Annotated in this window: 17 protein-coding genes and 5 pseudogenes; 6 read left to right on the forward strand and 16 right to left on the reverse strand. The window is 66.7% G+C overall.

The features are described 5' to 3' along the window. The first annotated feature begins 23 nt into the window (after positions 1 to 23). A complete protein-coding gene (locus ACZK2V_RS19770; RefSeq protein ID WP_032130312.1) occupies positions 24 to 1,097 on the forward strand; it encodes a lipid A deacylase LpxR family protein in 1,074 nt (357 codons plus the stop codon). Positions 1,098 to 1,271: 174 nt separating this feature from the next. Here the strand turns inward: ACZK2V_RS19770 and ACZK2V_RS19775 are convergent, their stop codons facing one another. From ACZK2V_RS19775 to ACZK2V_RS19815, 9 genes and pseudogenes are all read right to left on the reverse strand, one after another. Continuing rightward, positions 1,272 to 2,483 (reverse strand): D-alanyl-D-alanine carboxypeptidase family protein, encoded by a 1,212-nt coding sequence (locus tag ACZK2V_RS19775; protein WP_486322715.1) that lies wholly within the window; start codon positions 2,481 to 2,483, stop codon positions 1,272 to 1,274. Between the two features lie 100 nt (positions 2,484 to 2,583). Then, positions 2,584 to 3,858, reverse strand: a complete 1,275-nt coding sequence (locus ACZK2V_RS19780; RefSeq protein ID WP_071229501.1) for a septal ring lytic transglycosylase RlpA family protein — start codon at positions 3,856 to 3,858, stop codon at positions 2,584 to 2,586. Further along, positions 3,855 to 5,000: a lytic murein transglycosylase B gene (gene mltB, locus ACZK2V_RS19785; protein ID WP_049400491.1), complete on the reverse strand. Its 1,146-nt coding sequence runs from the start codon at positions 4,998 to 5,000 to the stop codon at positions 3,855 to 3,857. Before mltB ends, ACZK2V_RS19780 begins: the two co-directional genes overlap by 4 nt. Before the next feature lie 1,059 nt (positions 5,001 to 6,059). After that, positions 6,060 to 7,137: pseudogene (gene rodA / locus ACZK2V_RS19790) on the reverse strand (rod shape-determining protein RodA). Positions 7,138 to 7,329: 192 nt separating this feature from the next. Beyond that, positions 7,330 to 8,440: pseudogene (gene rodA, locus ACZK2V_RS19795) on the reverse strand (rod shape-determining protein RodA). Beyond that, positions 8,437 to 10,510, reverse strand: a pseudogene (gene mrdA / locus ACZK2V_RS19800) (penicillin-binding protein 2). The pseudogenes rodA (ACZK2V_RS19795) and mrdA overlap by 4 nt, the downstream one beginning before the upstream one ends. Positions 10,511 to 10,513: 3 nt before the next feature. Then, positions 10,514 to 10,999 carry a rod shape-determining protein MreD gene (mreD, locus tag ACZK2V_RS19805; RefSeq protein ID WP_049463232.1) on the reverse strand — a complete coding sequence of 162 codons (486 nt, stop codon included), beginning with the start codon at positions 10,997 to 10,999 and terminating at the stop codon, positions 10,514 to 10,516. After that, a pseudogene (mreC, locus tag ACZK2V_RS19810) lies at positions 10,996 to 12,034 on the reverse strand (rod shape-determining protein MreC). Before mreC ends, mreD begins: the two are co-directional and overlap by 4 nt. Before the next feature lie 121 nt (positions 12,035 to 12,155). Then, entirely contained in the window at positions 12,156 to 13,202 is a 1,047-nt protein-coding gene (locus ACZK2V_RS19815; protein WP_005419402.1) for a rod shape-determining protein, read from the reverse strand. Between the two features lie 283 nt (positions 13,203 to 13,485). Between ACZK2V_RS19815 and ACZK2V_RS19820 the strand changes: the two genes are divergently transcribed. After that, positions 13,486 to 14,424, forward strand: a complete 939-nt coding sequence (locus ACZK2V_RS19820; RefSeq protein ID WP_107433306.1) for a carbohydrate kinase family protein — start codon at positions 13,486 to 13,488, stop codon at positions 14,422 to 14,424. Positions 14,425 to 14,632: 208 nt separating this feature from the next. Here the strand turns inward: ACZK2V_RS19820 and ACZK2V_RS19825 are convergent, their stop codons facing one another. The 4 genes and pseudogenes from ACZK2V_RS19825 to ubiE all read right to left on the reverse strand — a co-directional run bounded on the left by ACZK2V_RS19825 (position 14,633) and on the right by ubiE (position 19,042). Further along, positions 14,633 to 15,253 carry an HAD family hydrolase gene (locus ACZK2V_RS19825; protein ID WP_486323346.1) on the reverse strand — a complete coding sequence of 207 codons (621 nt, stop codon included), beginning with the start codon at positions 15,251 to 15,253 and terminating at the stop codon, positions 14,633 to 14,635. Beyond that, positions 15,253 to 15,984: a hypothetical protein gene (locus tag ACZK2V_RS19830; protein ID WP_019337678.1), complete on the reverse strand. Its 732-nt coding sequence runs from the start codon at positions 15,982 to 15,984 to the stop codon at positions 15,253 to 15,255. The genes ACZK2V_RS19825 and ACZK2V_RS19830 overlap by 1 nt, the downstream gene beginning before the upstream one ends. A 122-nt stretch (positions 15,985 to 16,106) precedes the next feature. After that, positions 16,107 to 18,034 (reverse strand): annotated as a pseudogene (locus ACZK2V_RS19835) (M1 family metallopeptidase). A gap of 246 nt (positions 18,035 to 18,280) precedes the next feature. Further along, positions 18,281 to 19,042 (reverse strand): bifunctional demethylmenaquinone methyltransferase/2-methoxy-6-polyprenyl-1,4-benzoquinol methylase UbiE, encoded by a 762-nt coding sequence (gene ubiE, locus ACZK2V_RS19840; protein WP_005411082.1) that lies wholly within the window; start codon positions 19,040 to 19,042, stop codon positions 18,281 to 18,283. Between the two features lie 80 nt (positions 19,043 to 19,122). On the opposite strand from ubiE, the gene ACZK2V_RS19845 reads away from it, so the two are divergent. The 4 genes from ACZK2V_RS19845 (at position 19,123) to ACZK2V_RS19860 (ending at position 20,936) form a co-directional block, all read left to right on the forward strand. Further along, entirely contained in the window at positions 19,123 to 19,575 is a 453-nt protein-coding gene (locus tag ACZK2V_RS19845) for a nucleoside deaminase (protein WP_005411083.1), read from the forward strand. Positions 19,576 to 19,774: 199 nt separating this feature from the next. Then, entirely contained in the window at positions 19,775 to 20,035 is a 261-nt protein-coding gene (locus ACZK2V_RS19850) for a hypothetical protein (RefSeq protein ID WP_049421388.1), read from the forward strand. Positions 20,036 to 20,110: 75 nt separating this feature from the next. Continuing rightward, positions 20,111 to 20,437, forward strand: coding sequence for a hypothetical protein (locus ACZK2V_RS19855; RefSeq protein WP_014038526.1), 327 nt, complete (start codon positions 20,111 to 20,113; stop codon positions 20,435 to 20,437). Between the two features lie 76 nt (positions 20,438 to 20,513). Continuing rightward, on the forward strand, positions 20,514 to 20,936 hold the full coding sequence (locus ACZK2V_RS19860; protein WP_032129005.1) for a low affinity iron permease family protein: 423 nt from the start codon (positions 20,514 to 20,516) through the stop codon (positions 20,934 to 20,936). A 146-nt stretch (positions 20,937 to 21,082) separates the two neighbouring features. On the opposite strand, the gene smeF is transcribed toward ACZK2V_RS19860, so the two are convergent. The 3 genes from smeF to smeD form a co-directional block, all read right to left on the reverse strand. Then, a complete protein-coding gene (gene smeF / locus ACZK2V_RS19865; RefSeq protein WP_125893439.1) occupies positions 21,083 to 22,483 on the reverse strand; it encodes a multidrug efflux RND transporter outer membrane subunit SmeF in 1,401 nt (466 codons plus the stop codon). A 109-nt stretch (positions 22,484 to 22,592) separates the two neighbouring features. Then, a complete protein-coding gene (gene smeE, locus ACZK2V_RS19870; protein ID WP_486322716.1) occupies positions 22,593 to 25,715 on the reverse strand; it encodes a multidrug efflux RND transporter permease subunit SmeE in 3,123 nt (1,040 codons plus the stop codon). Positions 25,716 to 25,727: 12 nt separating this feature from the next. Further along, positions 25,728 to 26,912, reverse strand: a complete 1,185-nt coding sequence (smeD, locus tag ACZK2V_RS19875) for a multidrug efflux RND transporter periplasmic adaptor subunit SmeD (RefSeq protein WP_071229051.1) — start codon at positions 26,910 to 26,912, stop codon at positions 25,728 to 25,730. Positions 26,913 to 26,974: the final 62 nt, after the last annotated feature.

Raw genomic sequence — 26,974 nt, forward strand, 5'->3', positions numbered from 1 at the left:
CGACAGACAGAAAAAACCTCCACATGAGCCCCCCTTCCCAACGCCGCCTTGCAGCCCTCGGGCTGTCCGGCCTGCTGGCTGCTGCCCTCCCCCTCGCCGCCCAGGCGGCCGAACAATGTGGCCCGGACGCGATGCGCGACCACCCTCCGCAGGTCAATTTCCGCGTTGACAACGACCTGTTCGGCGGCCGCCACCAGGACCAGGGCTATACCAATGGTGCACTGTTGACCCTGGTCTCGCCCAATCTGGTCGATTACACCGACGACCCCTGCCTGCCACGCATGGCCCGCTGGGTGAACCAGTATCTGGAAGGGCTGCATCCGGGCAAGTTCGAACAGCAGAACATGATCTTCAGCATCGGCCAGGGCATCTTCACCCCGACCGATTTCAGCCGCAGGGACCTGATCGAGGACGACCGCCCTTACGCCGGCGTACTGATCGCAAACTTCGGTTTCAATGCGCGCAGCGGCGACCGCCTGCAGACCACCCAGCTGACGCTGGGCGTGGTTGGCCCGTGGGCACAGGGCAAGCAGGTGCAGAATGCCGTGCACGAAGTGCTGGGTGACGAGAAATTCAAGGGCTGGGACAACCAGCTGCACAACGAGCCGCTGTTCATGCTGACCCATGAGCGCATGCGCCGCTGGCCGGGCGATGCCAGCGTCAATGCCGACGGCTGGGGTTGGGACGCCATCAGCCACTACGGCGGATCAATCGGCAACCTGGAAACCAAGGCCAATCTCGGCGGTGAAGTGCGCTTTGGCTGGAAGCTGCCGGACGACTTCGGCAGCACGCCGTTGCGCCCGGCCGGTGAGAACACTGCGCCGACCCGCGGCGGCCGTCCCAATGGCTGGTCCTGGCACCTGTTCGCGACCTCGGACGCCGCCTGGGTGATCCGTGACATCACGCTGGATGGCAACACGTTCCGCAACAGCCACAGTGTGGACAAGCGCCATGTGGTGGCCTATGGCGGCTATGGCGTGGCGGTGATGTACGGACGTTGGAAGTTCGCTGCGGCGCGTTACCACAGCACGCGCGAGTTCAACGGCCAGCGCGAAGCGCCGGTGTTCGGCAGCTTCACCATCAGCCGGTCGCTGTAGGTAGGTGCCGACTGTTGGTCGGCACACCGGGGCCGGCATATCCGGATGGATTCATGGGGAGCCGGCCAGCGGCCGGCACTACCCACATCCGGCAGGATTCATGCGCAAGCGGCATCCCGAAACAGAAAAGGCCGGCATTTGCCGGCCTTTTCCTTCACCACGCCGGGGCGTGGATCATTCCGATTCCCACCACATCCAGAAGCTGTCCCACAGGCGCTTGAAGAAGCCGGCCTGTTCGACGGCAGCCACCGCCACCAGCGGTGCTTCGGCCACCAGCTTGCCATCCAGCATCACCTTCACGGTGCCGATCTGCTGGCCGGCGGTGAACGGTGCTTCCAGGGTCTTGGGCACGTCAATGCTCGGCTTCAGGTCGTTGTAACGGCCACGCGGCACGCTCACCAGCATCGGCTGGGCCACGCCCAGCTGCACCTTGTCGGTGGTGCCCTTCCAGACCTTGTGCTCGGCCACGGCCTTGCCCGGCTCGTACAGGCGGTGGGTCTCGAAGAAGCGGAAACCCCAGTTCAGCAGGGCCAGGCTGTCATCGGCACGCTGCTTTTCCGACTGGCCGCCCAGCACCACGGCGATCAGGCGCTGGTCGCCGCGCTGGGCCGAGCTCATCAGGCAGTAGCCGGCTTCCGAGGTGTGGCCGGTCTTGATGCCGTCCACGCTGCCATCGCGCCACAACAGCAGGTTGCGGTTCGGCTGCTTGATGTTGCCGACCTGGAATTCCTTGATCTTGTTGTACGCGTAGGTTTCCGGGTAATCGCGCACCATCGCACGGCCCAGCAGCGCCAGGTCGTAGGCGGTGCTGTGGTGGCCCTGCGCAGTCAGGCCATGGGCGTTGACGAAGTGCGAATTCTTCATGCCGATCTTCGCGGCATAGCTGTTCATCAGCGACGCAAAGGCTTCCTCGCTGCCAGCCACATGCTCGGCCAGGGCAATCGCGGCGTCGTTGCCGGACTGGATCGCCATGCCCTTTTCCATGTCTTCCAGGCGCGCGGTCTGGTTGACCGGGAAGCCGCTGTAGCTGCCATCGGTACCCGCGCCACCTTCGCGCCAGGCGCGCTCGCTCATCATCACCTGGTCATCCGCACGGACCTTGCCGTTCTTGACCTCGGCGGCGATCACGTAGGACGTCATCACCTTGGTGATGCTGGCCGGAGCCAGCTGTTCGTTGATGTTTTCACCGGCCAGCACCTGGCCGGTGGCGTAATCCATCAGCACCCAGGCCTTGGACACGCTCGGCGCCGGCGCCGGCGGAGTGGCGACGGTGGCTGGGGCGGCGGCAGGCGCCGGCGTGGCCGGAGTCGGCAGCGGCGTCTGGGCGGAAGCCAGGCCCACCACCAGGGTGGCGGCCAGGGCGGTGGCGGCGGAACGGAAATTCATTGGACAGCAGGCTCCAGGGGACGGCCGGGAATGGAGGGTGGAACGTAGCGGCCATTGTAAGGCCGGGGCAGCATGGGCCGGCAGCACCGGCCCGGGTGGATCAATCCTTGACGATCTGCGGCGAACCCAGCCCCAGACCGGCGATGCGGCCGACAAGTTCCGCGGCACTGGCATGGTCGCTGGCGGGAACGCGCAGGCGGAACAGGGTACGGCCACCGGCGGCGATGTCACTGATGGTGGCACCGACGATGCCGGCGGCGTTGAGCTGGCCCATCGCGCGGTTGGCGTTGTCACGGTTGGAGAAGCTGGCAACCTGCACCATGACTGCGCCCACCACCTGCTGCGACAGGCTGGGGGTAGCGGCGGCGGTGCGGACCGGTGCCTGCGCAGCGGCGCGCGGCGTGGTACTGGCAACGACCGCCGGAGCTGGCGCGTATGCGGTGCTGCGCACCGGCGGAGCACTCGGCGGCAGGCTGCTGACCGCCACATCCGGCACGGTGCTGGCCACGCCCTGGGTGGTGGCCGGCTGGCCACGCGCCGGCATGCCATCGGCCGGCAGCCCCTTGACCAGGCGATCGATGTCGCTGTCGGCGGCGGCACGCGCGGTCGGTGCCGGGCGCGCACTGGCTACAGCGCTGGCGGCGGCCGCTTCCGCAGCACGACGCTCGCGGCGCGACGGCTTCTGCGCCAGCAGGTTGCCCTCACCCGGCTGCAGCGCGCGCACTTCCACGTTGCCGGTGCCGCGCTGGGTGATGCCCAGGCGCACAGCGGCGGCATAGCTGAGATCGACCACGCGGCCATCATGGAACGGACCGCGATCGTTGACGCGCACGATCACCGACTCACCGTTGTCGAGGTTGGTCACGCGGGCGAAGCTGGGCAGCGGCAGCGTCTTGTGCGCAGCGGTGAACTGGTACATGTCGTAGACCTCACGGTTGGAGGTCAGGCGGCCGTGGAACTTGGCACCGTAGTACGACGCAGTGCCACGCTCGACATAGTTGCGGGTATCGTCGAGCACCTTGTACGACTTGCCCAGCACCACGTACGGCGACTTGTTGCCGATCGCCGAGCGCTCCTCGGCGGTCACTTCCGGCTCGGGAATGCAGGCCACGTTGGGAATGTAATCCGGCGTGCTGTCGCGCACGCCCGGCTTGTACAGGCCACCAGCGGTGTAATTGCCGCGGGTGCTCAGGTCTTCCTTGGCCGCCGCGTACGGCGACCCTTCCGGGCAGTGTGCCGGGCGCGAGCCACGACCCTGCACCAGAGTGCCGCCGGACTTGCCACCATGGCCGGCCGTGGCCGGCTTCTTCGGCGCGCTGCTGCAGGCAGCCAGCGCGAGGACGATCAAGCCTGGGACCAGCCATCTGATGTTCATGCCGGGGGCAGCTCCTGTCCGGCGATGGCCTGGGACAACTGGAACACGGCCATCGCGTACATCTTCGAGAGGTTGTAGCGGGTGATCGCGTAGTAGTTCTGGAAGCCCAGCCAGTACTGCTTGCCGGTGCTGCCTTCAAGCGTGATCGGCGTGGCGGTGGCGCCCGGCTGCACCGCTGCGCTGGGCTGGTAGCCACGCTTCGCCAGGTCGGCCAGCGACCAGGTCGGCATCCATTCGGTCGGATTGAACTCCTCGCGGCCCGGCGCCAGCGTGGCCGGCACGGCCACCTGCCCGCCACGCACCCAGCCGCCCTTCTTCACGAAGTAGTTGGCGATGGACGAGAACACGTCGTCGTAGCTGGTGAACAGGTCGCGACGGCCATCGCCATTACCGTCCACGGCGTAATCGAGGTAGCTGGACGGCATGAACTGGCCCATGCCCATCGCGCCGGCATAGCTGCCCTTGAGCGTGGTGATGTCCAGGTTTTCTTCGCGGCCCAGCTCGAACAACTTGGCCAGCTCATCGCGGAAGAACAGCTCGCGGCGCACTTCGCGCTCCAGCTTGGCCGGGTCGCCGCTGCGCGGGTAATAGAACGCCAGCGTGTACAGCGCATCGAGCACGCGATGGCTGCCGGCATTCTTGCCGTAGCTGGTTTCCACGCCGATGATCGCCACGATCACCTCGGCCGGCACACCGGTGCGCTGCTGGACGCGATCCAGTTCGGCGCGATGCTGGGCCAGGAACGCGCGGCCGCCATCGATGCGTGCCTTGCTGATGAACATCGGCCGGTACTCGTTCCACGGCTTGACCCGTTCGGCCGGGCGCGACATCGCGGCGATGATCGGCTGGCGCACCTGCGCCTGGTCGAGCACGCTGCTGATCTGCTCCGGCTTCAGGCCATAGCGCTTGGCGGTATCGGCAATGAAGCGGGCCCGTGCGACCTCGAACGGCACCGGGGTGAGATCGACCGGCGGCGCGGTGGCGGCAGCAGCTTCGGGCGCGGCCTCGGCCGGGCCATGGGCCTTGGCGGCGGGCTGGCGCGGCGTACTGCTGGCCTGGGGCGAAGACGGTGGGGACTTCGGCTGGGTCGCGCAGGCGACCAGGCCGAGGGTGAGCATGCAGGCCAGAGTGCGTCGAATCATCGTCGCAGGTTAGCAGGTCATGGATGAATTAAAACCCCTAACACCATGAATCACAACGATTTGCCTGCGAGCAGCGGGAAATGTGAAGACGTCGTGATCACACTTCCCCATTCAGATAGAGGTTGCCGGTTGCGTCCCCATCCCCGCAGACGCAACCGGCGACCGGATCCGGTCGGTACCCGCGCGGCTGCCGCTCCCCAGTGGCAGTGCTCCGCGCTCCCTGTACCCGTTGGATCAGTACTGCTTCCCGCCCGACGCCCCCTCGCGCTGCAACGATTGACGGCGCGCCGTGCCGAACGGGCCGCCATTGTGCAGGCCGATTACGACAAGTCCATTGATCAGGATCAACGCGCTGTAAAAGTGTGAACCAGCTAACGCTTTTTCCGGACTTTGGTCAGTGGGCGTGCTGCCGTGCATCGTTGTGAGAACGCTTCCACAACGGGCGTTGCGCAGAGTCAGGAAGTTTCCAGCCAACGGCGCAGCCCCTCGTGGGTGGGGTGTGTTGCGGAAAGCAGAAGCCGCCGCTGGGCCGGTCGGGTTGGGTACGCGGGGGACGCCGTGAATCCGTCCCTGGAGGCTTGGCAGCCGCATCCATGCGGCTGACACCCCCGCATACCCAACCCGACCGCCCTCTGACAGATTTCGGTGGTCTGCCACCCACGGAGAAGAAAGAGAAGATCACAAGCGGGTCGCGCGCTGCGCTTGCTCGAGAGCCGAGCATGGCTATGCCGGTCGTCCTGACCGGCACCCTTCGGGCCGTCGCCATGGGCGACGTTGGCAGCGGCTCCTGCCGCTGCCTTCGGCTCTACAGGAAGCAATGAAGCGGGCGGCCAAGCTGGTTTTGCTTTTGATCTTCTTTTTCTTTTCCGTGGGTGGACACGCCCGAAAACTGTCAGGGGGCGGGCGCGGTGGGTTCGCGGGACCGTTGGCGCCATGGATGGCGCCATCGAGCCCCCAAGGACGGGTTTACGGCGTGTCCCGCGAACCCACCGCGCCCGCCCCACACATGAGCCGCGTTACACGACCACCCACGAGGGGCTGCGCCGTTGGCTGGAAACCCTATCCCCCGTGCACGGGCCGGTGCCCACGCACCGCCATCACCAGTCCGATGCCGGCCAGCAGCGAGACCGCTGATGTCCCGCCATAACTGATCAACGGCATCGGAATGCCCACCACCGGCAGCAGGCCGGAAATCATTCCACCGTTCACCAATACGTAGACGAAGAACGCCAGCCCCAGGCTGCCGGCCAGCAACCGCGCATGGGTGTCGCGCGTGCACTGCGATCCACAGGCAACGCCCGACCACGAACAGGTACAGCGCGAACAGCGTCGCCACACCGATCCAGCCGAATTCCTCGGCCAGCACCGAAAACGCGAAGTCGGTGGTGTACTCGGGCAGGAAATCCAGCGTGGCCTGGGTGCCCTGCCCCCAGCCACGTCCCTGCCAGCCACCGGAACCGATCGCGATGCGCGACTGCAGGATGTTCCAGCCGGTGCCGAGCGGGTCTGCTGCCGGGTCGAGGAAGGTCAGTACGCGATCCTTCTGGTACTGCCGCAACACGCCGAGCCAGGCCAGTGGCGCGGCCACCGCCAGCCCCACCGCGCCGGTGGCCACCCAGCCCCAGTGCAGGCCCGCCAGCAACAACGCGAACACGCCGCTGGCGGTGACCAGCGTGGCGGTGCCGAGGTTGGGCTGCATCAGGATCAGCACGGCGGGAACGCCGATCAGCACTGCGGCCGTCAGTACCGTGCGTGGTGACGGTGGCAGCGGTTGCCGGTGCAGGTACCAGGCCATCATCAACGGCAGGCTGAGCTTGAGCAGCTCGGAGGGCTGCAGGTAGAAGACGCCGAGGTTGAGCCAGCGCTGCCCGTACTTGCCGGTGCCGATCACATACACCGCCATCAGCGGCAGCATCGACAGCGCGTACAGCGCCGGTGTCCACGCGCGCAGGCGCAGCAGCGAAACACGCGACAGCAGCCACATCGCCAGCAGGCCACCGGCGAAGCGCGCCGCCTGCCCGGTGACCGGACCGGACACGCTGTGCAGCACCGCCAGCCCCGCGCCCATCAGGATCAACAGCGCGACCAGCAACGGCAGGTCGATCGTGCGCACCGCCTCACGGCAGCCGCCAAGCATTCGTTTCCAGTCCACGCTGGCCACGGTAACAACGCGCGCTTGCGTGAAGCTGTCAGGGTGCTTCTGCGTCTGTAGAGTCGAGCCGTGCTCGACTGCCCTTCATGCAGCAGAAGCAGTCGAGCACGGCTCGACTCTACAGAACAGCGAGAAGCAATCGAGCATATGGAAGCGCGATGAAAGGCGCGGCCGTTGTTACCCGTAGCCGCCGTGCACTGGATTGTGGCTACGCACGGCCATCACCAACCCGAAGCCGGCCAGCAGCGAGACCGCCGAGGTACCGCCATAGCTGATCAGCGGCATCGGCACGCCCACCACCGGCAGCAGGCCGGAGATCATCCCGCCGTTCACCAGCACGTAGACGAAGAACGCCAGGCCGGTGGCGCCGGCCAGCAGGCGCGAATAGGAATCGCGCGACTGGCTGGCGATCCACAGGCAGCGCCCGATCACCACCAGGTACAGCGCCAGCACGGTGGCCACGCCGATCCAGCCGAACTCCTCGCTCAGCACCGAGAACGCGAAGTCGGTGGTCTGCTCGGGAATGAAGTTCAGATGTGACTGCGAGCCCTCGCCCCAGCCCTTGCCATCGAAGCCACCGGAACCGATCGCGATCTTCGACTGGATGATGTTCCAGCCAGCACCCAGCGCATCCATCTCCGGGTCCAGGAACATCATGATGCGGTCCTTCTGGTACGGCCGCAGCAGCCAGAACCAGGCCACCGGTGCGACCGCGGCCACACCGCCCACGCCCAGGCCAACCCACCACCACGGCAAGCCGGCCAGCAGCAGCACGAACACGCCACTGGCGGCGATCAGCACGCCGGTGCCGAAGTCCGGCTGCAGCATCACCAGGCCGGTCGGTACGCCGATGATGACCAGGGACACGAGTACGGTATTGAAGCGCGGTGGCAACGGCATCTTGTGCAGATACCAGGCCACCATCATCGGCAGGCTGACCTTCAGCAGTTCGGCCGGCTGCAGGTAGAAGAACTTCAGGTCCAGCCACTGCCGCCCATACTTGCCGGTGCCCAGCACGAACACCGCCAGCAACGGGATCATCGAGATCGCGTAGATCATCGGTGTTGCCGAGCGAATGCGCAGGATCGGTACCCGTGAGATGCCCCACAGCGCGGCCATGCCCACTGCAAAGCGCGCCCTGGGCCATCACCAGGCCGTCGCCACCGGCACTCTTCAAGGTGGCCAGGCCGATCACCATCAGCGCGCCCAGGGCCAGGCACAGTACCCAGTCCAGCGTGCTGAAAAAGCGGCGCAGCATGTCGCCGGCCCAACGCAGGAACACTCTCATCGTGCGGGCTCCGCGGTGGTCGGGCGTGGCGTGGTCGGCAGCGCCGCGGCGGCCGGCGTCCCCGGCTGCGGTGCGGGTGCCGGTTCCGGCGCAGGCACGCCAATCAGCACGGGGTGTTCCCCCAGTTGTGCCGCAGCAAGGTCACCGGCCTGGCGCGCCCACATCTTCGTTGTCGAATGCGGTTGCACCGATGGCGGTGGTGCCGCGCTCGCTGTCCAGCGGCTGCATGCCTTCGGGCATCTTGCCCAGCAGGTAGGCGTCGAACACCTTGCGTGCGATCGGTGCGGCCGCCGCACCGCCGTAACCACCACCCTCCACCGCGATCGCCAGCGCGATCACCGGCTGGTCGACCGGCGCGAAACCGACGAACAGCGCGCGGTGGCGCAGGTGCATCGGCAGGCTCTTCGGGTTTACTGCGGCGGTGCCCTTGCGGCTGACGACCTGCGCGGTACCGGTCTTGCCAGCCATCGTGTACGGCGCGCCAGCCGCCATTCGCGCAGCGCTGCCGCCAGGCAGCATGGTGGCCATCATGCCTTCGCGCACCGCCTGCAGGTTGTTCGGGTTCGGGCTGACCGGTTTGCTCTCGCCCGGGTCGGTCGCCATCCAGTCATGGTCGAACCCCGCACGCTGCTGGATCACCAGATGGGGCGTGCGCAGCTGCCCGTTGGCCAGCCCACTGACGCCCCGCGCCAGCTGCAGCGGAGTGACCTTCCAGTCACCCTGGCCGATGCTGATGTTGACTGTATCACCCGGATACCAGGCTTCCTTGCGGCTCTTCCGCTTGTAGGCCGGCGACGGCAGGATGCCGCCGATCTCGCCGGTCAGGTCGATGCCGGTCGGCTGGCCGAAGCCGTAGTACTCCATGTAATGGTCGAAGCGCTCGATGCCCAGATCCAGCGCCAGCTTGTAGTAATACGTGTTGACCGATTGCGCGATCGACTTGCGCAGGTCGGTCCAGCCGTGGCCGCCGCGGTGCGAGTCACCCCAGCCACGCGAGGTGCCGGGCAGGTAGAACATGCCGGTGGACAGCACCTTGTCTTCCGGGCGGCGCACGCCGGAATCGAGGCCGGCCAGGCCGATCAGCGGCTTCAGCGTGGAACCGGGGGCGACGCCACCCAGCACCAGGCGGTTGAACTGCGGCCGCGACGGGTTGTCGTTCAGCGCCTTGAAGTCGGCATGGGAAATACCGTTGACGAACAGATTGGGGTCGTAGGACGGCAGGCTGACCATCGCCAGCACCTCGCCGGTACGCGGGTCCATCGCCACCGCCGAGCCTTCCTGGTCGCCGAAGGCGGCCACCATGGCGCGCTGCAGGTCGGCGTCGATCGACAGCCGCAGGTCGGCGCCGGACTGCGCGGCGACGCGGCCGATGGTGCGGATCGCACGCCCCTGCACGTTGGTCTCGACCTGCTCGTAGCCGACCTTGCCGCGCAGCTGCTGCTCGTAATAACGCTCCAGGCCGGACTTGCCGATGTGGGTCAGCGCGGCATTGCCCTCGCCGAGGATTTCCAGGTCCTTGTCATCGACGCGGCCGACGTAACCGATGATGTGCGCGAACAGATCGCCATAGGGATAGCGACGGGTCAGGTAGGGTTCCAGCTCGACGCCGGGGAAGCGCCAGCGGTCGACGGCAAAGCGCGCCATCTCCTCGTCGCTCATGCGCAGCTTCAGCGTGACCGGCAGGAACTTGCGGCGCGCCTTGCGCGACTTGTTGAACGCTTCCAGTTCTTCCGGGCTGATGCTGATGATCTTCGCCAGCCCTTCCAGGGTGGCGTCCATGTCCTTGACCTTGTCCGGGGTCACGTCCAGGCGGAAGGCCGGCACGTTCTCGGCCAGCAGGCGGCCGTTGCGGTCGTAGATCATGCCGCGCCCGGGCACCACCGGCCGCGGCTTGATGCGGTTGGCTTCCGAGCGCGTGGCGTAGACGTCGTGGTCCAGCACCTGCAGCTTGAAGTACCAGCCGCCCAGGCCCAGCAGGCAGACCAGCACACCCAGGAAGCCCAGCGCCGCGCGGCGGCGGAACTGTTCGGCTTCTGCGTGCGGATTCTTGACCTGGCGGCGCGGGATCATGGCTCAGCGCCCGCGCTTGCCGAAACGCACCGCGTCCAGCAGCACGAATACCAGCGGCCACAGGCCCATGCCCAGCAGCGGTGCCCACCAGTACGACCACGGCAGGGTCGGCTCATCCACCACGATGTGGACCAGCGCGCTGACGATGCGGTCGTTGAACAGCAGGCCGCCGATGGCCAGCATCTGCTGGGACATCGGGAAGAAGCGGATGCGGGCGCGGAAGCGCTGCAGGATGAAGGCCAGCATCACCAGCCGCAGCGCCTGTTCGCCGAGTACACCGCCGTACAGCAGATCGGCGATCACGCCACTGGCGAAAGCGACGCCCAGGCCGACACGCTCAGGCGCTTCAATCACCCAGTACGCGAGCACCAGCGCCAACCAGTACGGGCGCAGCGGCTGCAGCAGCGCCGGCAACGGCAGCAGGCCCAGCAGCAGCGCCACCACCAGGCTGGCCGGCAGCACCCACGGGTTGTCGCGCAGGCGGCTCATCGCTGGGCCTCCGGCGCGGTCGGTTGCCGGCCAGCGGCCGGCACTACCGTCGCCGACCCAGCATCGGGTGGAGAGCCCCCCTCTTGTTGAGGGGGGCGCGCCGAAGGCGCGGGGGTAAGTGTGGGATGCCCCCCCGGCAGCCTGGTTTGCCGAAGGCAAACTTGGCTGAAGCAATTCGCTGGCCGCAGGCAAGCGAATTGCTGCACCCGGGCGCAGCAGCAGCACGTCGCGGCCGCGGTCCAGCTGCGCCGCCGGCTTCAGTTCGCCGACCAGGAAGGCGTGCGTGTCGTCCGGGCGCAGGCCGGTGATGGTGCCGACCGGGAACCCGGCCGGGAAGCGGCCACCGAGGCCGGAGGTGACGATCTCATCGCCCACCTCCACGCCGGCGCTGAGCGGGATGTCGCGCAGTTCCAGCTTGTCGCCGCGGCCGTAGACGATCAGGCGAACGCCGTTGCGGGCCACCGTCACCGGCACGGCATGGTCGGGGTCGGTCAGCAGCAGCACGGTGGAGGTACCGCCAGTGACGCTGATCACCTGGCCCATCAGACCGCCGGCATCGATCACCGCCTGGCCGACGTGCACGCCTTCGCGGCTGCCGGCGTCGAGCACCAGGCGCTGCTTCACCGGATCCAGGTCGATGTCCAGGATCGGCGCCAGCTGCACGTCCAGGCCACTGCGCTCGGCCACGTTCAGCAGTTCACGCAGCTGGGCGTTATCCAGCGCGGCGGTCTGCAGGCGGGTCAGGCGGGCGTTGGCCAGCAGCAGCTGGTTGCGCAGTTCACGGTTCTCGTTGACCAGCTGGCCGTGGCTCGCCGCCGAGTCCTTGACCTGGTTGCCGAGCTTGCCCGGCAGTCCCGCCAGTGCCCATACCGGCTGCACCAGGCTGTTGGCCTGCCCGCGCAGCTGCGCAAGCCAGCCGGCCTGGTCGTCAAGCACGATCAGGGTGATGGCCAGTGCGAGATAAGCCAGCAGACGCAGCGGGCTGGCGGCATCACCGGATCGGGAAGCAACGGGAGGTCCGGCGTAGGGCGGCACGGCAACGATTCAACTGGCAGAAGGCGGAAGGGAAACACGCGGACGCCCCGCCGGTGCCGGCCTACCCTCATGGTGGGCCGCACCCCGGAGGGGCGCTGCGGGCGCAGGCAGCCGGGACGGCTTATTCCGGCGCAAAGAACTCGTTGCCGTGCATGTCGACCAGCTCCAGCGCACGGCCACCGCCGCGGGCCACGCAGGTCAGCGGGTCGTCCGCCACCTGCACGTGCAGGCCGGTTTCCTCGGAAATCAGGCGGTCCAGGTCACGCAGCAGGGCGCCACCACCGGTCAGCACGATGCCGCGCTCGGCGACGTCGGCGCACAGTTCCGGCGGGGTCTGCTCCAGCGCCAGCTTGACCGCGCTGACGATGCCCGACAGCGGCTCGTGCAGGGCTTCAAGCACCTCGTTGGAGCTGATCTTGATCATCTTCGGCACGCCCTCGGCGAGGTTGCGGCCGGAGATTTCCATTTCGATCACTTCCGCCTGCGGGTAGGCGCAGCCCAGCTCGACCTTGATGCGCTCGGCGGTGGCTTCACCGATCAGCATGCCGTGGTTGCGGCGCACGTAGTTGGTGATCGACTCGTCGAAGCGGTCGCCGCCGATGCGGACCGAGGCCGAATAGACGATGCCGTTGAGCGAGATCACCGCAACTTCGGTGGTGCCGCCGCCGATGTCGATGACCATCGAGCCACGAGCTTCGGTGACCGGCATGCCGGCGCCGATCGCAGCGGCCATCGGTTCTTCGATCAGGAACACGTCACGGGCACCGGCTTCCTCGGCCGATTCCTTGATCGCGCGGCGCTCGACCTGGGTCGAGCCGGCCGGCACGCAGACCAGCACGCGCGGGCTCGGGCGCAGCACGCGCGACTTGTGCACCTTCTTGATGAAGTGCTTGAGCATCGCCTCGGTGTAGGTGAAATCGGCGATGACGCCGTCCTTCATCGGGCGGATGGTGGTGATGTGGCCCGGGGTACGGCCAAGCATCTGCTTGGCTTCGGCGCCTACGGCTGCCACCGAGCGGGTGCCACCAATGGCACGGTCCTGACGCACGGCCACGACCGATGGCTCGTTCAGCACGATCCCCTGCCCGCGCACGTAGATGAGGGTGTTGGCCGTGCCCAGGTCGATGGACAGGTCGTTGGAGAACATGCCACGGAGTTTCTTGAACATCTGAGGAAGGAGTCCTGAGGGGTGTCGTGCCCGCCGCGGGATGGCGAAAAAATGGGCAGAAATCGAGGCCGACAAGCCTAGCAACCCGCCTGCCGCCGAGCAAGGAAAAAACTAGCTGAACCCGCGTCTTCACAGGCTTTCGGCCTGATCGGGTCTCACCCGGTTCTGGCCCTGAGCGGCACCAGCGGGTAACCTTTGCGCCGTCGGGCGCCCAAGGGCGCCGTTTGCTTGCCCGCCGAACCGGGCCGGCCCACCCCAAAATTCACCGCATAGGCTTACATCGATGTCCGCTCTGATCTGTGGTTCTCTTGCCTTCGACACCATCATGGTGTTCCCGGACCAGTTCAAGAATCACATCCTGCCGGACAAGGTGCACATCCTGAACGTGTCCTTCCTGGTGCCGCGCATGCGCCGCGAGTTCGGCGGCTGCGCCGGCAACATCGCCTACAACCTGCACCTGCTGGGCGGCCAGCCGATCCCGATGGGCACCGTGGGTTCGGACTTCGGCCCGTACCGCGAATACTTCGACGGCCTGGGCATCGACCTGTCGCGCGTGCGCGTGATCGATGAGCTGTTCACCCCGCAGGCGTTCATCACCACCGACCACGACAACAACCAGATCACCGCCTTCCACCCGGGCGCGATGATGCGCTCCTACGAGAACCACGTGCGTGGCGTGCCGGGCGTGACCCTGGGCCTGGTCGGCCCGGACGGCCGCGAAGGCATGATCCAGAACGCGCAGGAATTCCACGAAGACGGCATCCCGTTCATCTTCGACCCGGGCCAGGCCATGCCGCTGTTCAACGGCCCGGAGCTGCGCGCCTTCATCGAGCAGGCCGACTACGTGGTGGTCAACGACTACGAGTCGAACCTGCTGCAGGAACGCACCGGCTGGGACGAGAAGGAGATCGTCAGCCGGGTCAAGGCCTACATCACCACCCGCGGCCCGAAGGGCGCGGTCATCCACACCCCGGAAAAGAGCTACGACATCCCGCCGGCGCACGAGCGCCGCGTGGTCGACCCGACCGGCTGTGGCGACGCCTTCCGCGCCGGCCTGATCTACGGCATCCAGAAGGGCTACGACTGGCTGACCATCGGCCGCATGGGCAACCTGATGGGCGCGCTGAAGGTGGAGCACCCGGGCACCCAGAACCAGCGTTTCACCTTCGAAGAGTTCAACGAGCAGTTCAAGCAGCAGTTCGGTTACGCGCTGAACGCGTAAACCGAACTGCCCGCGCACCCGCTCGGTGGGTGTCGACCTTGGTCGACACGCTGTGCCTTGGTAGGTGTCGACCTTGGTCGACACGCTTTGCTCTGGTAGGTGTCGACCTTGGTCGACACGCTTTGCTCTGGTAGGTGTCGACCTTGGTCGACACGCTTTGCTCTGGTAGGTGTCGACCCTGGTCGACACTGCCGGCCAGCGGCCGGCACTACCCCTTCTGCTGCCAGGCCGCCAACAGTGCACGGCAATCGGCGAAATGCCAGTCGGCACTGCCTGGCCACGGGTTCTCCGGCAGGTTGACCAGCACGGTATGGGCGCCCGCGGCGCGCCCGCACTCCAGGTCATAGGCGTGGTCTCCGACCATCACCGCCTCCGCAGCCCCGATTCCCCAGCGTCGAAGATGCTGCTGCAGGCCATCCGGCGACGGCTTGGGCACCGCTTCATCGCGGCCGATGATGTCGGCATCGTCGAACAGTTCCCCGACCCCGATCGCGTCCAGGGTCAGCTTCGCCAGCGCATGGTCGTTGCGGGTCAGGATGCCCAGCCGGCAGCCCGCCGCCGCCAAGCGCAGCAGCTTCACCGCGCCCGGTGCCGGCAGCGCGTCCTCGGCCAGCGTGCGCTCGTGATCCAGCAGCCACTCACGCTTGGCCTGCGCCGGTGCATCCGGCAGCGCCGCGATATGGTCGAGGATGTCTTCCTCCGCGGCGATCTGCAGTGCGCGGCGGATCGCGGCGAAATCATGCACGGCGACGGTCAGGGTACCGTCCATGTCGAACACCCAGTGCCGGATCGCGGACAACGCGCGCACTGCGCTGCCCGCCGCAACCATCACTGCCACCACTGCGGCATGCGGCTGGCGTCGACACCACCGGTTTCGAACACGGCGGTACGCGTGCCGCCGGCCTTGACCGGGAACTCGATGCTGATCGACTTGCCCTTGCGCGCCAGCTTCCATAGCGCCTTCTGGTCGGTGATGAACAGCGCGATGGCTTCATCGGTCTTCGGGCGCCAGGCCGCCATGGAAATCGGCTTGCCGTCGTCCACGGTCACCTTCACCGTGCACTGCGGGCAACGGAAATCGCCAGCCTGCAGCACCAGGTAGGCATGCCGCTTCCACTCCGGATGATCGCGGAACACCAGCTGCACCGGCTTGGCACCGCTGCCATCCACGTCCACCCGTTCCTTGCTGTAGATCTGCGCCGAGACCTGGTTGCCCTTGTTGCCCACCGGGATCTGGTTGTACTGCCACAGCGCCTGCATGCGGCGCAGGTCGCGCGCGGCATCGCCCTTGGCCTTGACCTCGTCGAAGCCGGCGGCGATGCGCTCGGCGGCGGCGGTGTCCTTGTACTGATCCAGCAGCGAGGCGCCATGCAGGCGCGCACGCTCCCAGTCCTGTGCGGCCACGGCCATGTCGTACTGCTTGGCCACGTCTTCGGCCTTGGCTTCCTTCTGCGCCTGCACGGCGGCCGCGGCGGCTTCCTGCGCCTTGCGCTCTTCCTCGGGGTTGCTGCAGGCAGCCAGGGCCAGCGTGCAGGCGGTGAGCAGGATCAGTCGTTTCATGGCGGAGGTCCTTCGTGTTTTCGCATATCTGTAGAGTCGAGCTTGCTCGACTGCTGTTGAAGAGCCAGTCGAGCAATCTCGACTCTACAAAAAAAGCGCCGGGGGATGCCCGGCGCGTTTTCTTACTTGGCTTCGGCCTTGGCCAGCATGTCCTGGACCGAGGCGGTGGTGATCGGGTGGTAGCCCGGCTTGGCCTTTTCGAAGGCCTGCTTGGCCAGCTCCAGCCCCTTCGGCGTCTTCACCAGTTCGGCGTAGATCGGCAGGATCAGCTTGCGACGGCCGACGCGCTCGATAAAGGCGGCCGCGCCTTCATTGGCCTGCTCGTAGCCGCTGCGGATTGCCAGCGGGTACCAGCGCATGGCGATCTCGCCATTCGGGGTGCCGGTGAAGTGGAACGCCTTGTCCAGCGTGGCCAGCTTGTCCAGCGGCTGGGTCGCGCCCAGGCCGTCGATGAAGCGCACCCATTCCTGCGTGCTCCAGTCGGCGATGACCTGGCTGCTCGGCACGGTGCCGGCGCTGGCAAACGCGATGCGCGCGGTATCGACGCTGCTGAAGTTGCGCGACTGCGCCTTGGCCGCGAACGCCGGGATGCCCGGCTCGTCCAGCCACGCCGTCAGTTCGGCCTCGGTCACGGCCGACGGATTCTTCGGCAGCAGGTTCTTCTTCATGTACGCGACGAACTGGTCGGTGTTCGCGCTCTGGAAGGCGTGGTCATCGAACCAGCCACGCAGGAACGGATCGAAGGTTTCCCGGCCGAAGCGCTGCTCCAGGAATTCCAGGAACCACGAACCCTTGACGTAGGCGACCTGGCTCAGGGCTTCGTCGGGGTCACGCTCGTTCAGCGGCGGCAGCGCCAGCGCCTGGTCGGCCGGGCTCATGTCCTTCACTTCGGCCAGCAGGTCGGTCTGGTCGATCTGCTTCTCCATCTCGGCCATTTCCTTGCCGTACAGAGCTTCGGTGATGCGGCCCTGGACGTAGGTGGTGAAGCCTTCATTGAGCCAGATGTCCTTCCAGCTGGCGTTGGTCACCAGGTTGCCCGACCAGCTGTGCGCCAGTTCGTGGGCGACCAGCGAGACCAGCGACTTGTCACCGACGATCACGGTCGGGGTGGCGAAGGTCAGGCGCGGGTTCTCCATGCCACCGAACGGGAACGACGGCGGCAGCACCAGCATGTCGTAGCGGCCCCAGCGGTATTCGCCGTACAGCTTCTCGGCGGCACCGATCATCTTCTCGGTGTCTTCGAATTCCTTGGCGGCCTTGTTGACCATGGTCGGCTCGGCCCAGACGCCGGAGCGGCCGGAGATCGGCTCGAACACCAGGTCGCCGGCGGCGATGGCCAGCAGGTACGACGGAATCGGCTGCGGCATCTTGAAGGTGTAGTCACCGTCACGCGCCGCCTTCGGGTCGTTGTCGGCGCTCATCAGCACCATCACGTCCGGGCGCGAGACCACGTGCGCGCTGTAGGTGAAGCGCACGCTCGGGGTGTCCTGCAGCGGCACCCAGGAACGGGCGTGGATGGCCTGCGACTGGCTGAACATGAAGGGCAGCTTCTTGCCCTCGGTCATCGACGGCGCCAGCCACTGCAGGCCCGAGGCGGTCGGTGCGGTGTGGTAGGTCACTTCCACCTTGGCCGGCTGTTCCGGGGCTTCGATGGTCAGCTTGCTGCCGAACACCTTGTCAGCGGCGGCCAGCTCGAACTTCAACGGGCTGCGCGCCCATCGGCAGCGACGGCCTCGACCTTGGACACGGTCAGCTCGCGGGTGTCGAGCACCAGCTGCTTGGCATCCTTCTGCTTCCATTCCAGGGTGTAGGTGGCGGTGCCGCCGATCTGCTTCTGGTCGAAATCCAGCTTCAGATCCAGCGCGATGTCCTTGATGACGACCTTGTCCGGCTCGGCGTACGAGCTTTCGTCGTGGCTGCGGTTCTCGGCGTTCACGGGGGCGGCGGGGGCCTTTTCGGCAGTCGGGACGGCGGCGGGCGCGGCCGCCTCCTGGGAGCAGCCGGCGGCCAGGGCCACGGCCAGCGGAAGGAGCATCAGCGGATTACGCATGAATCGGGACCGTTACGGGGATCAGACCCCCAATGGTAACTCCCTCCGGCTCCGCAGGCGTTGCGCGGTGCGGGGTAATGGCGGCCGGGGCCGATCCTGCACCTCCGGCGCATGCCAACCAAGGTTGGCTTCTACAGGTAGGTGCCAACCTTGGTTGGCACGGATCTTTCATCGCTCGCGGCCTGCGCTGTGCCAACCAAGGTTGGCACCTACCAGAGCAGATACCGGGGTTTCCCCGTCCAGCGCTTACAGCTTGTAGCCGGAGTGGATCGAAACGATGCCGCCGGTCAGGTTCTTGTAGTGGCAGCGCTCGAAGCCGGCCTGCCCCATCATCGCCTTCAGTTCGTCCTGCGGCGGATGCTTGCGGATGCTCTCGGCCAGGTACTGGTAGCTGTCCGAATCGTTGGCGAACAGCTTGCCCAGCTTGGGCAGGATCTTGAACGAGTGGAAGTCGTAGATCGGCTTGAACCAGTCGGCGGTGACTTCGGAGAATTCCAGCACGCGGGCCTGGCCACCCACCTTCAGCACGCGGTACATCTCGCGCAGGCCAGCGTCCTTGTCGGTCACGTTGCGCAGGCCGAAGGCAATGGTCACCAGGTCGAAGCTGTTGTCCGGGAACGGCAGGGCCTCGGCGTTGCACTGCACGTAGTCCAGGCCGAGCACCAGGCCGCGGTTGGTCAGACGGTCACGACCGACCGACAGCATGCCGGCGTTGATGTCGCCCAGCACCACCGAGCCCTCGGCGCCGACGCGCTCCTTCAGCAGGGCGGCGATATCGCCGGTCCCGCCGGCCAGGTCGAGCACACGGTCGCCCGGCTTCACCTGCGCGGTCGCCACGTAGTAGCGCTTCCACGCCCGGTGCACACCCAGGCTCATCAGGTCGTTCATCAGGTCGTAGTTGCGCGCGACCGAGGTGAACACCTGGCCGACCAGCTTCTGCTTGTCCTTGGCGGCGACGTCGCGGAACCCGAAATGGGTGGTACCGGCTTTGTAGGGGGATTCGCTCATGGCCCCGATTATCGCACCGCCGGGGGCCAGCGGCACCCCCTGCCCGTATCATGGCGGGCCACGACTTACCGGAGCCCCGCATGATCACCACGCCCGACTACCAGGCCCTGCTGCAGACCGCCATCGCCGAAGCCCGCCAGGGCCTGGCCGAAGGCGGCGTGCCGATCGGCGCGGCGCTGTACCACAACGACGGCCGCCTGCTCGGCTGCGGCCACAACCGCCGCGTGCAGGAAGGCGACCCGTCGGTGCACGGCGAAACCGATGCGTTCCGCAAGGCCGGCCGCCAGCGCCGCTACCAGGACACCATCATGGTCACCACGCTGGCGCCTTGCTGGTACTGCTCGGGCCTGGTGCGCCAGTTCAACATCGGCACCGTGGTGGTGGGCGAATCGCGCACCTTCCAGGGCGGCATCGACTGGCTACGGGAAAACGGCGTCAACGTGATCGACCTGGACAGCCAGGAATGCGTGGACCTGCTGGGCGGCTTCATTGCGCAACACCCGGAGATCTGGAACGAAGACATCGGTGAATGAACACCACGCAGTGTCCTGTTGAACCCGCTTAATGAACGCTTCAGTGCCGGCACGCCCTAGTGCCGGCAGCGTTTGCGGCCATTGCCGTGAACCCGCGCACAGTCAGCTGCGCAACGCGCACACGCTGCGGTAACACCCTACCCGGCTGCCGCGCCTAGGGTGGGGCTACCGGGACCTTCCTTCCCCGGCGGAGCCAGCCATGTGCGCGCACGCCGTCCGCCCCACGCCCGACCCGATGCTTGATGCCATCCGCGAGCGCCTGCAGCAGCAGTACGCGCTGCACCAGCGCGGCGCGCTGTTCTGGACCGCCTACCAGGGCCTGCAGCTGGAACTGGTGCGTGGCCATCCGCTCGACCATGAGCGCCTGTGCAATGCGATGGCCAACATCGCCGAAGACCTCGGCGCGGTCGAGCATGCGCAGTTGATAGGCAATCGCAACGCCGGCTCCACATCTCGCTGACGCGGCATCCACTGCCTCATCGGCCACACTCGGATGAACCCCCACTCCCTTTCCACTCAACCGAACTGGATTGTCATGCACGCTGAAGTCCCCACCATTCCCCCGGTCATCAACGTTGACGCCGAGCTTGACCACTGGCGTCGCCAGCATGCCGACGGCGCACTACCGCACAACTCGTTCGGCTCCTACGTGCCGTGGATCAAGTTCGCCTGTGATTCGCTGATCACCCAGCCGCGCGCCAGCAATGCGCAGCGCGACGAGATGTTCCAGACCCAGTACGCCCTGCAGATCATGCCGCGCCTGAGCGAAGCCCAGGCCCGCGAATTCGTCGACCGTTGCTGGCAGCACGTCTACCAGACCAGCCCGGTGCGCCTGCAGGACGCCCCGCGCCTGCGCGCCTGAGCTGCCTCGCGGCGGCTGCACGGCCCCTGCACGAGCTACTGCCGATCATCCTCGTCACCTGAGTGGGACGACGACGATGAAAGCACGCAATCTGTTCAATACGATCGCCAAGAAGGCCGCGGCCGCCACCGGTTCGCCGTGGACCTTCCTGGCTGCGGTAGCGATCGTGGTGATCTGGGGCATCAGCGGTCCGGTGTTCGGTTTCAACGACACCTGGCAGCTGGTGATCAACACCGGCACCACCATCATCACCTTCCTGATGGTGTTCCTGATCCAGCACACGCAGAACGCAGATACCGCCGCGATGCAGATCAAGCTGGACGAGCTGATCCGCGCGACGGCCGAAGCCAACAACGAACTGTTGGATCTGGAAGAACTGGACGAGGAGCGGCTGGAAGAAATCCGCCGTGAGTACGAGCAGATGGCCCGCGAAGCCGGCGACGCGCTGGCGCGTGTGCGCGCCTGCCATGCAGCGCGGCGCGACGATGAAGCGGTGTAGCGCACACGCTCTGGAATGACAATGCCGGCCCGCGGCCGGCATTACCCTCGATCTCCAGGTAGGTGCCAACCTTGGTTGGCACAGGGCCAGCCGCCTGCGCTGACGCATCCGTGCCAACCAAGGTTGGCACCTACCAGAAGCACTGCTTACCCGCGCTCGTGCCAGCCGCCGCCCAGCACCTTGTACAGGGTGATGCGGTTGGCCTGCTGGGCCAGCTGCGCCTGCAGCTGGGTCTGCTGCGCGTTGTAGGCGGTACGCCGCGCATCAAGCAGGGTCACGAAGCTGTCCAGGCCAGCGTCGTAGCGTGCCTGCGACAGGCGGTTGGCCTGTTCGGCCGCTTCCACCAGGCGCTGCTGTGAACTCACCTGCTCATCCAGGCTGACGTTCAACGCCAGCGCATCGGCGGTTTCGCGGAAGCCCACCTGGATCGACTTCTCGTACTGCGCCAGCGCAATGTCACGATCGGCATTGGCGATGGCCAGATTGGCGCGCAGCTTGCCGCCCTGGAAGATCGGCAGCGTGATCTTCGGCAGGAAGCTCCACACGCGGGTGCCACTGTCGAACAGGTTGGACAATTCGCTCGAACCACTACCGATGCTGCCGGTCAGCGAGATGCTCGGGAAGAACGCCGCGCGTGCCGCACCGATGTTGGCGTTGGCCGCCAGCAGCTGGTGTTCGGCGGCCATGATGTCCGGGCGCTGCAGCAACACGTCGCTGGGCAGGCCGGCCGGCGGCGGTGCCAGTGCCAGCAGCTGCGGTTCGATGCTGTCCGGCAGCAGTGCCGGATCCAACTGGCCACCGGCCAGCAGCGCCAGCGCATTGCGGTCCTGGGCCAGCTGGCCACGCAGGCGTGCAGCATCCGTACGTGCGGTCTCGACCAGGGTACGGGTCTGGGTCAGCTCCAGCGCCGAACTGCCACCACGCTCGTGGCGGGCCTCGGCCAGCCGCAGCGAATCCTCGTAGGTCTTCAGCGTGGCATCGGCGATCTTCAGCCGCTGCGCGTCCGCCCCGTAGGTCAGCCACGCCGTGGCGGTCTCGGCCACCAGGCTCAGCTGCGCGTTGCGGCGGTTGGCGGCCACGGCGAAGTACTGCTGCAGCGCCGCTTCACTGAGATTGCGCACGCGGCCGAACAGATCCAGCTCGAACTCGGCTACGCCAACACCGGCGGTGAACTGCTCGGTGACACCGGCGTCGGTACCACGGCGGTCCATCTGACCGGTGACGGCCACGCCGGGCACACGGTCGGCGCGCTGTACGCGGTACTGGCCGCGCGCGCGTTCAACGTTGAGTACGGCCACGCGCAGGTCGCGGTTGTTCTGCAGCGACTGGTCGATCACCTGCTGCAGGCGCGCATCGGTGAAGAAGTCGCGCCAGCCGACGGCGGCAACATCGGCCACCTCGCCCTGCGCGGCCTCGGCCGGCCACTGCGCCGGAATGGCCGGAGCAACGGCGGTGTTCTTCGGCACCAGGGTGGAGCAGCCGGCGAGCGCGAGCGCGGCGGCAATGGAAAGAAACAGGGATGCACTTTTCATGGGAATGACTTCCATCGGTACTGCCGGATGGCAGGAGGTAGTGCCGGCCGCTGGCCGGCAACCTCGTTGGATTCACATCACGCGGGCAGTAGGTGCCGGCCAGCGGCCGGCACTACCGTTTCGCTTACGTGGAGGATTTGCGCTTGAACACGCGCTGCACCACCACGAAGAACAGCGGCACGAAGAACACGCCGAGCACGGTGCCGACGATCATGCCGCCAAGCACGCCGGTGCCGATCGCCTGCTTGGCACCGGAGCCGGCACCGGTGGAGATTGCCAGCGGCACCACGCCCATGCCGAAGGCCAGCGAGGTCATCACGATCGGGCGCAAGCGGTCGCGCACGGCGTGCATGATCGACTCGATCAGGCTGGCCCCCTTCTCCAGGTTTTCCTTGGCGAACTCGACGATCAGGATCGCGTTCTTGCTGGTCAGGCCCACCGTGGTCAGCATCGCCACCTGGAAGTAGATGTCGCGTTCCAGGCCCTTGAAGGTATTGGCCAGCACCGCGCCGAGGATACCCAGCGGGGCCGCCAGCAGCACCGCGGTCGGCACGCTCCAGCTTTCATACATCGCGGCCAGGCACAGGAACACGATCATCAGCGACAGCGTGTACAGCAGCGGCGTCTGCGAGCCGGCCTGGCGTTCCTGGTAGGACATCGCCGTCCACTCGATGCCGAAGCCCGCCGGCAGCTGCTTGGCCAGCTGTTCGATCTCGGCCATGGCATCACCGGACGCGACACCCGGGGCCGGTTCGCCCTGGATTTCCATGGCCGACACACCGTTGTAGCGCTCAAGACGCGGCGAACCGTAGTCCCAGTGCTTGGTGGCGAACGCGCTGAACGGCACCATCTCGCCCTTGTCGTTCTTCACGGACCACAGATCGAAGTCCTCCGGCACCATGCGGAACGGCTGGTCGGCCTGCACGAACACACGCTTGACGCGGCCACGATCGACGAAGTCGTCGATGTACGAGCTGCCCCATGCGGCGGCCAAGGTACCGTTGATCTGGTCGATCGACAGCCCCAGCGAGGTCGCCTTGGCTGCATCGATGTCGATGCGGAACTGCGGCGTGTCTTCCTGGCCGTTCGGGCGCACGTTGGCCAGCTTCTTGCTGCCGGCGGCGAGGCCCAGCAGCTGGTTGCGCGCGGCCACCAGTGCCTCGTGGCCCTGGCCGCTGTTGTCCTTCAGGAAGAAGGTGTAGCCCGACGCGGTACCCAGTTCCGGAATGGCCGGCGGCGGGAAGGCGAAGATGAAGGCATCCTTGATCTGGCCCAGTGCCGCCATCGCGCGACCGGTGATCGGCATCACGCCATTGTCGGCGTCACGCTCGCTCCAGTCCTTCAGCTTGACGAATGCCATGCCGGCGTTCTGGCCCATGCCGGCGAAGCTGAAGCCCTGCACCGAGAACACCGAGTCCACCGCATCCTTCTCGTTCTGCAGGAAGTGGTTTTCCAGTGCCGCGATCGATTCCAGCGTACGTTCCTGGGTGGCACCCACCGGGGCCTGCACCAGCGCCATCAACACGCCCTGGTCTTCGTTGGGCAGGAATGAGCTGGGCAGGCGCACGAACAACACGCCCATCAGCACGAACAGCGCCGCCACGATGCCCATGAAGCGCCACGGGCGATGGATGATGCCGCGCACGCCACGCTGGTAGCTTTCGCTGGTGCGGTCGAATCCACGGTTGAAGCCATTGAAGAAGCGACCGGCCAGGCCGCGGTGGGCGACGTGGTGCTCACCCTTCTTCAGCGGCTTGAGCATGGTCGCGCACAGCGCCGGGGTCAGCACGATCGCGACCAGCACCGACAATGCCATCGCCGAGACGATCGTGGCCGAGAACTGGCGGTAGATCACGCCGGTGGAGCCACTCATGAAGGCCATCGGCACGAACACCGCCGACAGCACCAGGCCGATGCCCACCAGCGCGCCGGTGATCTGGCCCATCGACTTGCGGGTCGCCTCGAGCGGCGACAGTCCTTCCTCGGACATGATGCGCTCGACGTTCTCCACCACCACGATGGCATCGTCCACCAGCAGGCCGATCGCCAGCACCATCGCGAACATGGTCAGCATGTTCACCGAGAAGCCGAGCATGGCCAGCACGCCGAAGGTACCCAGCAGCACCACCGGCACGGCGATGGTCGGGATCAGGGTGGCGCGGAAGTTCTGCAGGAACAGGTACATCACCACGAACACCAGCACGATCGCTTCGATCAGGGTCTGCACCACGCCCTTGATCGACACGCGCACGAACGGGGTGGTGTCGTACGGGATCTCGGCCTTCAGGCCGGCCGGGAAGAAGCTCTTCATGTCCTGCAGCGCGGCATCCACGCCGGCCGCGGTATCCAGCGCGTTGGCGCCGGTGGCCAGGGTGACCGCCAGGCCGCTGGCCGGCTGGCCGTTGTAGCGGGTGACGAAGTCGTAGGACTCTGCACCCAGTTCGACACGGGCGACATCGCCCAGGCGCAGTTCGGCACCGTCCTGCGCGCCGCGCACGATGATGTTGCGGAACTGTTCCGGGGTCTGCAGGCGCGACTGCGCATTGATGGTGGCGTTGAGCTGCTGGCCCTTGATCGACGGCGCGCCGCCGAGCTGGCCGATGGCCACCTGGGCGTTCTGTGCCTTGACTGCTGCGGTCACTTCCGCAACGGACAGGCCATAGGTATGCAGCTTGTTCGGGTCCAGCCAGATACGCATGGCGTACTTGCCACCGAACACCTGGATGTTGCCCACGCCCGGCACGCGGCTCAGACGGTCGACGACATTGGAACCGACGTAGTCGGCGATGTCGTTGGCGTCCATGCTGCCGTTCTCGGACACGAACGCGATGACGTTCAGGAAGCCCGAGCTGGACTTGGCCACGTTGATGCCCTGCCGCTGCACTTCCTGCGGCAGCAGCGGCATGGCCAGCTGCAGCTTGTTCTGCACCTGCACCTGGGCGATGTCCGGGTTGGTGCCGCTCTCGAAGGTCAGGGTGATGGTGGCCTGGCCGTTGGACGAGCTGTTGGAGGAGAAATAGATCAGGCCATCAAGGCCCTTCATGTTCTGCTCGATGATCTGCGTCACCGAGTCCTCGACCACCTTGGCCGATGCACCCGGGTAGGTGGCGCTGATTTCCACCGCCGGCGGTGCGACGTTGGGGTACATCGAGACCGGCAGCTTGAACAGGGCCAGGCCGCCGGCGAGCATGATGATGATGGCGATCACCCACGCGAAGATGGGTCGATCGATGAAAAAGCGTGCCATGGGGTTCTCCGCTTACTTCGCGTCGCCGGCCGGGGCGGCAGGCTGGGCGGCCGCTGCCGGCTTGGCCGGAGCAGCGCCCTTCTCGGTGGCCTTGACCGGCATGCCGGGGCCGATCTTCTGCAGGCCTTCGACAATGACCTTGTCGCCGGCCTTCAGACCGTCCTCGACCAGCCACTTGTCGCCGACCGTACGGCTGACCTTGACCGGGCGCACTTCGACCTTGTTGTCCTTGCCGACCACCATGGCGGTGGTGTCGCCCTTCGGATCGCGGGCGATGCCCTGCATCGGTACCAGCACCGCATCGCTGCGCACGCCGCCACCGATCACCGCGCGCACGTACGTGCCCGGCATCAGCAGGCCGTCCGGATTGTCCACCTTCACGCGCAGGCCGAAGCTGCCAGTGGCCGGGTCGACGCTGACTTCGGAGAACTCCAGCGTGCCCTTGTGCTCGAAGGTGCTGCCGTCTTCCATCAGGATGCTGACCGGCAGCGTCTGGTTGTCCTGCAGGCGGCCCGCGGCCAGCTCGCGGCGCAGCTGCAGCAGCTCGGCCGAGGACTGGGTCAGGTCCACATAGATCGGGTCCAGCTGCTGCACGGTGGCCAGCGCATTGGCCTGGCCGGCGCTGACCAGCGCACCCTGGGTGACGCTGGACTTGCCGATGCGGCCGCTGATCGGCGCGGTGATGCGGGCGTAGCCCAGAGTGACGTTGGCCGCATCCAGCGCGGCCTTGGCGGCACCGACGTCAGCCTCGGCCTGCTTCTGCGCGGCCACCGCGTTTTCCAGGTCCTGCTGGCTGACCGCATCGACCTTGGCCAGCTCGGTGATGCGCTTGGCGCTCAGGCGCGCGGCGTTGGCGGTGGCCTCGGCACGCGCCAGCTGGGCACGGGCACTGTTGGCCTGTGCGCGGTAGCTGGCGTCCTCGATCTGGTACAGCGGCTCGCCAGCCTTGACCATGCCGCCCTCGGTGAACAGGCGCTTGGCGACGATGCCGTTGACCTGCGGACGCACTTCGGCGACCAGGAAGGCGTTGGTACGGCCCGGCAGCTCGCGGGTCAGGCCCACGGTCTCGGACTTCAGCGTGACCACGGTGACGTCACCCGGGCCCTGTTCGGGGGCCTGGGGTTGGCCGCCGCAGGCAGCCACGGTCGCGGCGATTGCCAGCGACAGTGCAAAGGGTCGGATTCGGCTCAGCAACATGACGGAAAGGCTCTTGAAGGAAAGGGTCTCAGCCAGCGCTGATACGGCGGACCCTCCACCAG

This window comes from Stenotrophomonas sp. 93052_Sma (assembly GCF_056481145.1).

Excerpts from the sequence above, each read along its gene's own strand:
- ACZK2V_RS19855 (WP_014038526.1), top strand. The coding sequence starts at position 20,111 with ATGCACGCTGAAGTCCCCACCATTCCCCCGGTCATCAACGTTGACGCC.
- ACZK2V_RS19780 (WP_071229501.1), bottom strand. The coding sequence starts at position 3,858 with ATGAACATCAGATGGCTGGTCCCAGGCTTGATCGTCCTCGCGCTGGCT.
- ACZK2V_RS19815 (WP_005419402.1), bottom strand. The coding sequence starts at position 13,202 with ATGTTCAAGAAACTCCGTGGCATGTTCTCCAACGACCTGTCCATCGAC.
- ACZK2V_RS19775 (WP_486322715.1), bottom strand. The coding sequence starts at position 2,483 with ATGAATTTCCGTTCCGCCGCCACCGCCCTGGCCGCCACCCTGGTGGTG.
- ACZK2V_RS19770 (WP_032130312.1), top strand. The coding sequence starts at position 24 with ATGAGCCCCCCTTCCCAACGCCGCCTTGCAGCCCTCGGGCTGTCCGGC.
- ubiE (WP_005411082.1), bottom strand. The coding sequence starts at position 19,042 with ATGAGCGAATCCCCCTACAAAGCCGGTACCACCCATTTCGGGTTCCGC.
- ACZK2V_RS19860 (WP_032129005.1), top strand. The coding sequence starts at position 20,514 with ATGAAAGCACGCAATCTGTTCAATACGATCGCCAAGAAGGCCGCGGCC.
- mreD (WP_049463232.1), bottom strand. The coding sequence starts at position 10,999 with ATGAGCCGCCTGCGCGACAACCCGTGGGTGCTGCCGGCCAGCCTGGTG.
- ACZK2V_RS19850 (WP_049421388.1), top strand. The coding sequence starts at position 19,775 with ATGTGCGCGCACGCCGTCCGCCCCACGCCCGACCCGATGCTTGATGCC.
- ACZK2V_RS19830 (WP_019337678.1), bottom strand. The coding sequence starts at position 15,984 with ATGAAACGACTGATCCTGCTCACCGCCTGCACGCTGGCCCTGGCTGCC.
- smeF (WP_125893439.1), bottom strand. The coding sequence starts at position 22,483 with ATGGAAGTCATTCCCATGAAAAGTGCATCCCTGTTTCTTTCCATTGCC.
- mltB (WP_049400491.1), bottom strand. The coding sequence starts at position 5,000 with ATGATTCGACGCACTCTGGCCTGCATGCTCACCCTCGGCCTGGTCGCC.
- ACZK2V_RS19825 (WP_486323346.1), bottom strand. The coding sequence starts at position 15,253 with ATGGTTGCGGCGGGCAGCGCAGTGCGCGCGTTGTCCGCGATCCGGCAC.
- smeE (WP_486322716.1), bottom strand. The coding sequence starts at position 25,715 with ATGGCACGCTTTTTCATCGATCGACCCATCTTCGCGTGGGTGATCGCC.
- ACZK2V_RS19845 (WP_005411083.1), top strand. The coding sequence starts at position 19,123 with ATGATCACCACGCCCGACTACCAGGCCCTGCTGCAGACCGCCATCGCC.
- ACZK2V_RS19820 (WP_107433306.1), top strand. The coding sequence starts at position 13,486 with ATGTCCGCTCTGATCTGTGGTTCTCTTGCCTTCGACACCATCATGGTG.
- smeD (WP_071229051.1), bottom strand. The coding sequence starts at position 26,912 with ATGTTGCTGAGCCGAATCCGACCCTTTGCACTGTCGCTGGCAATCGCC.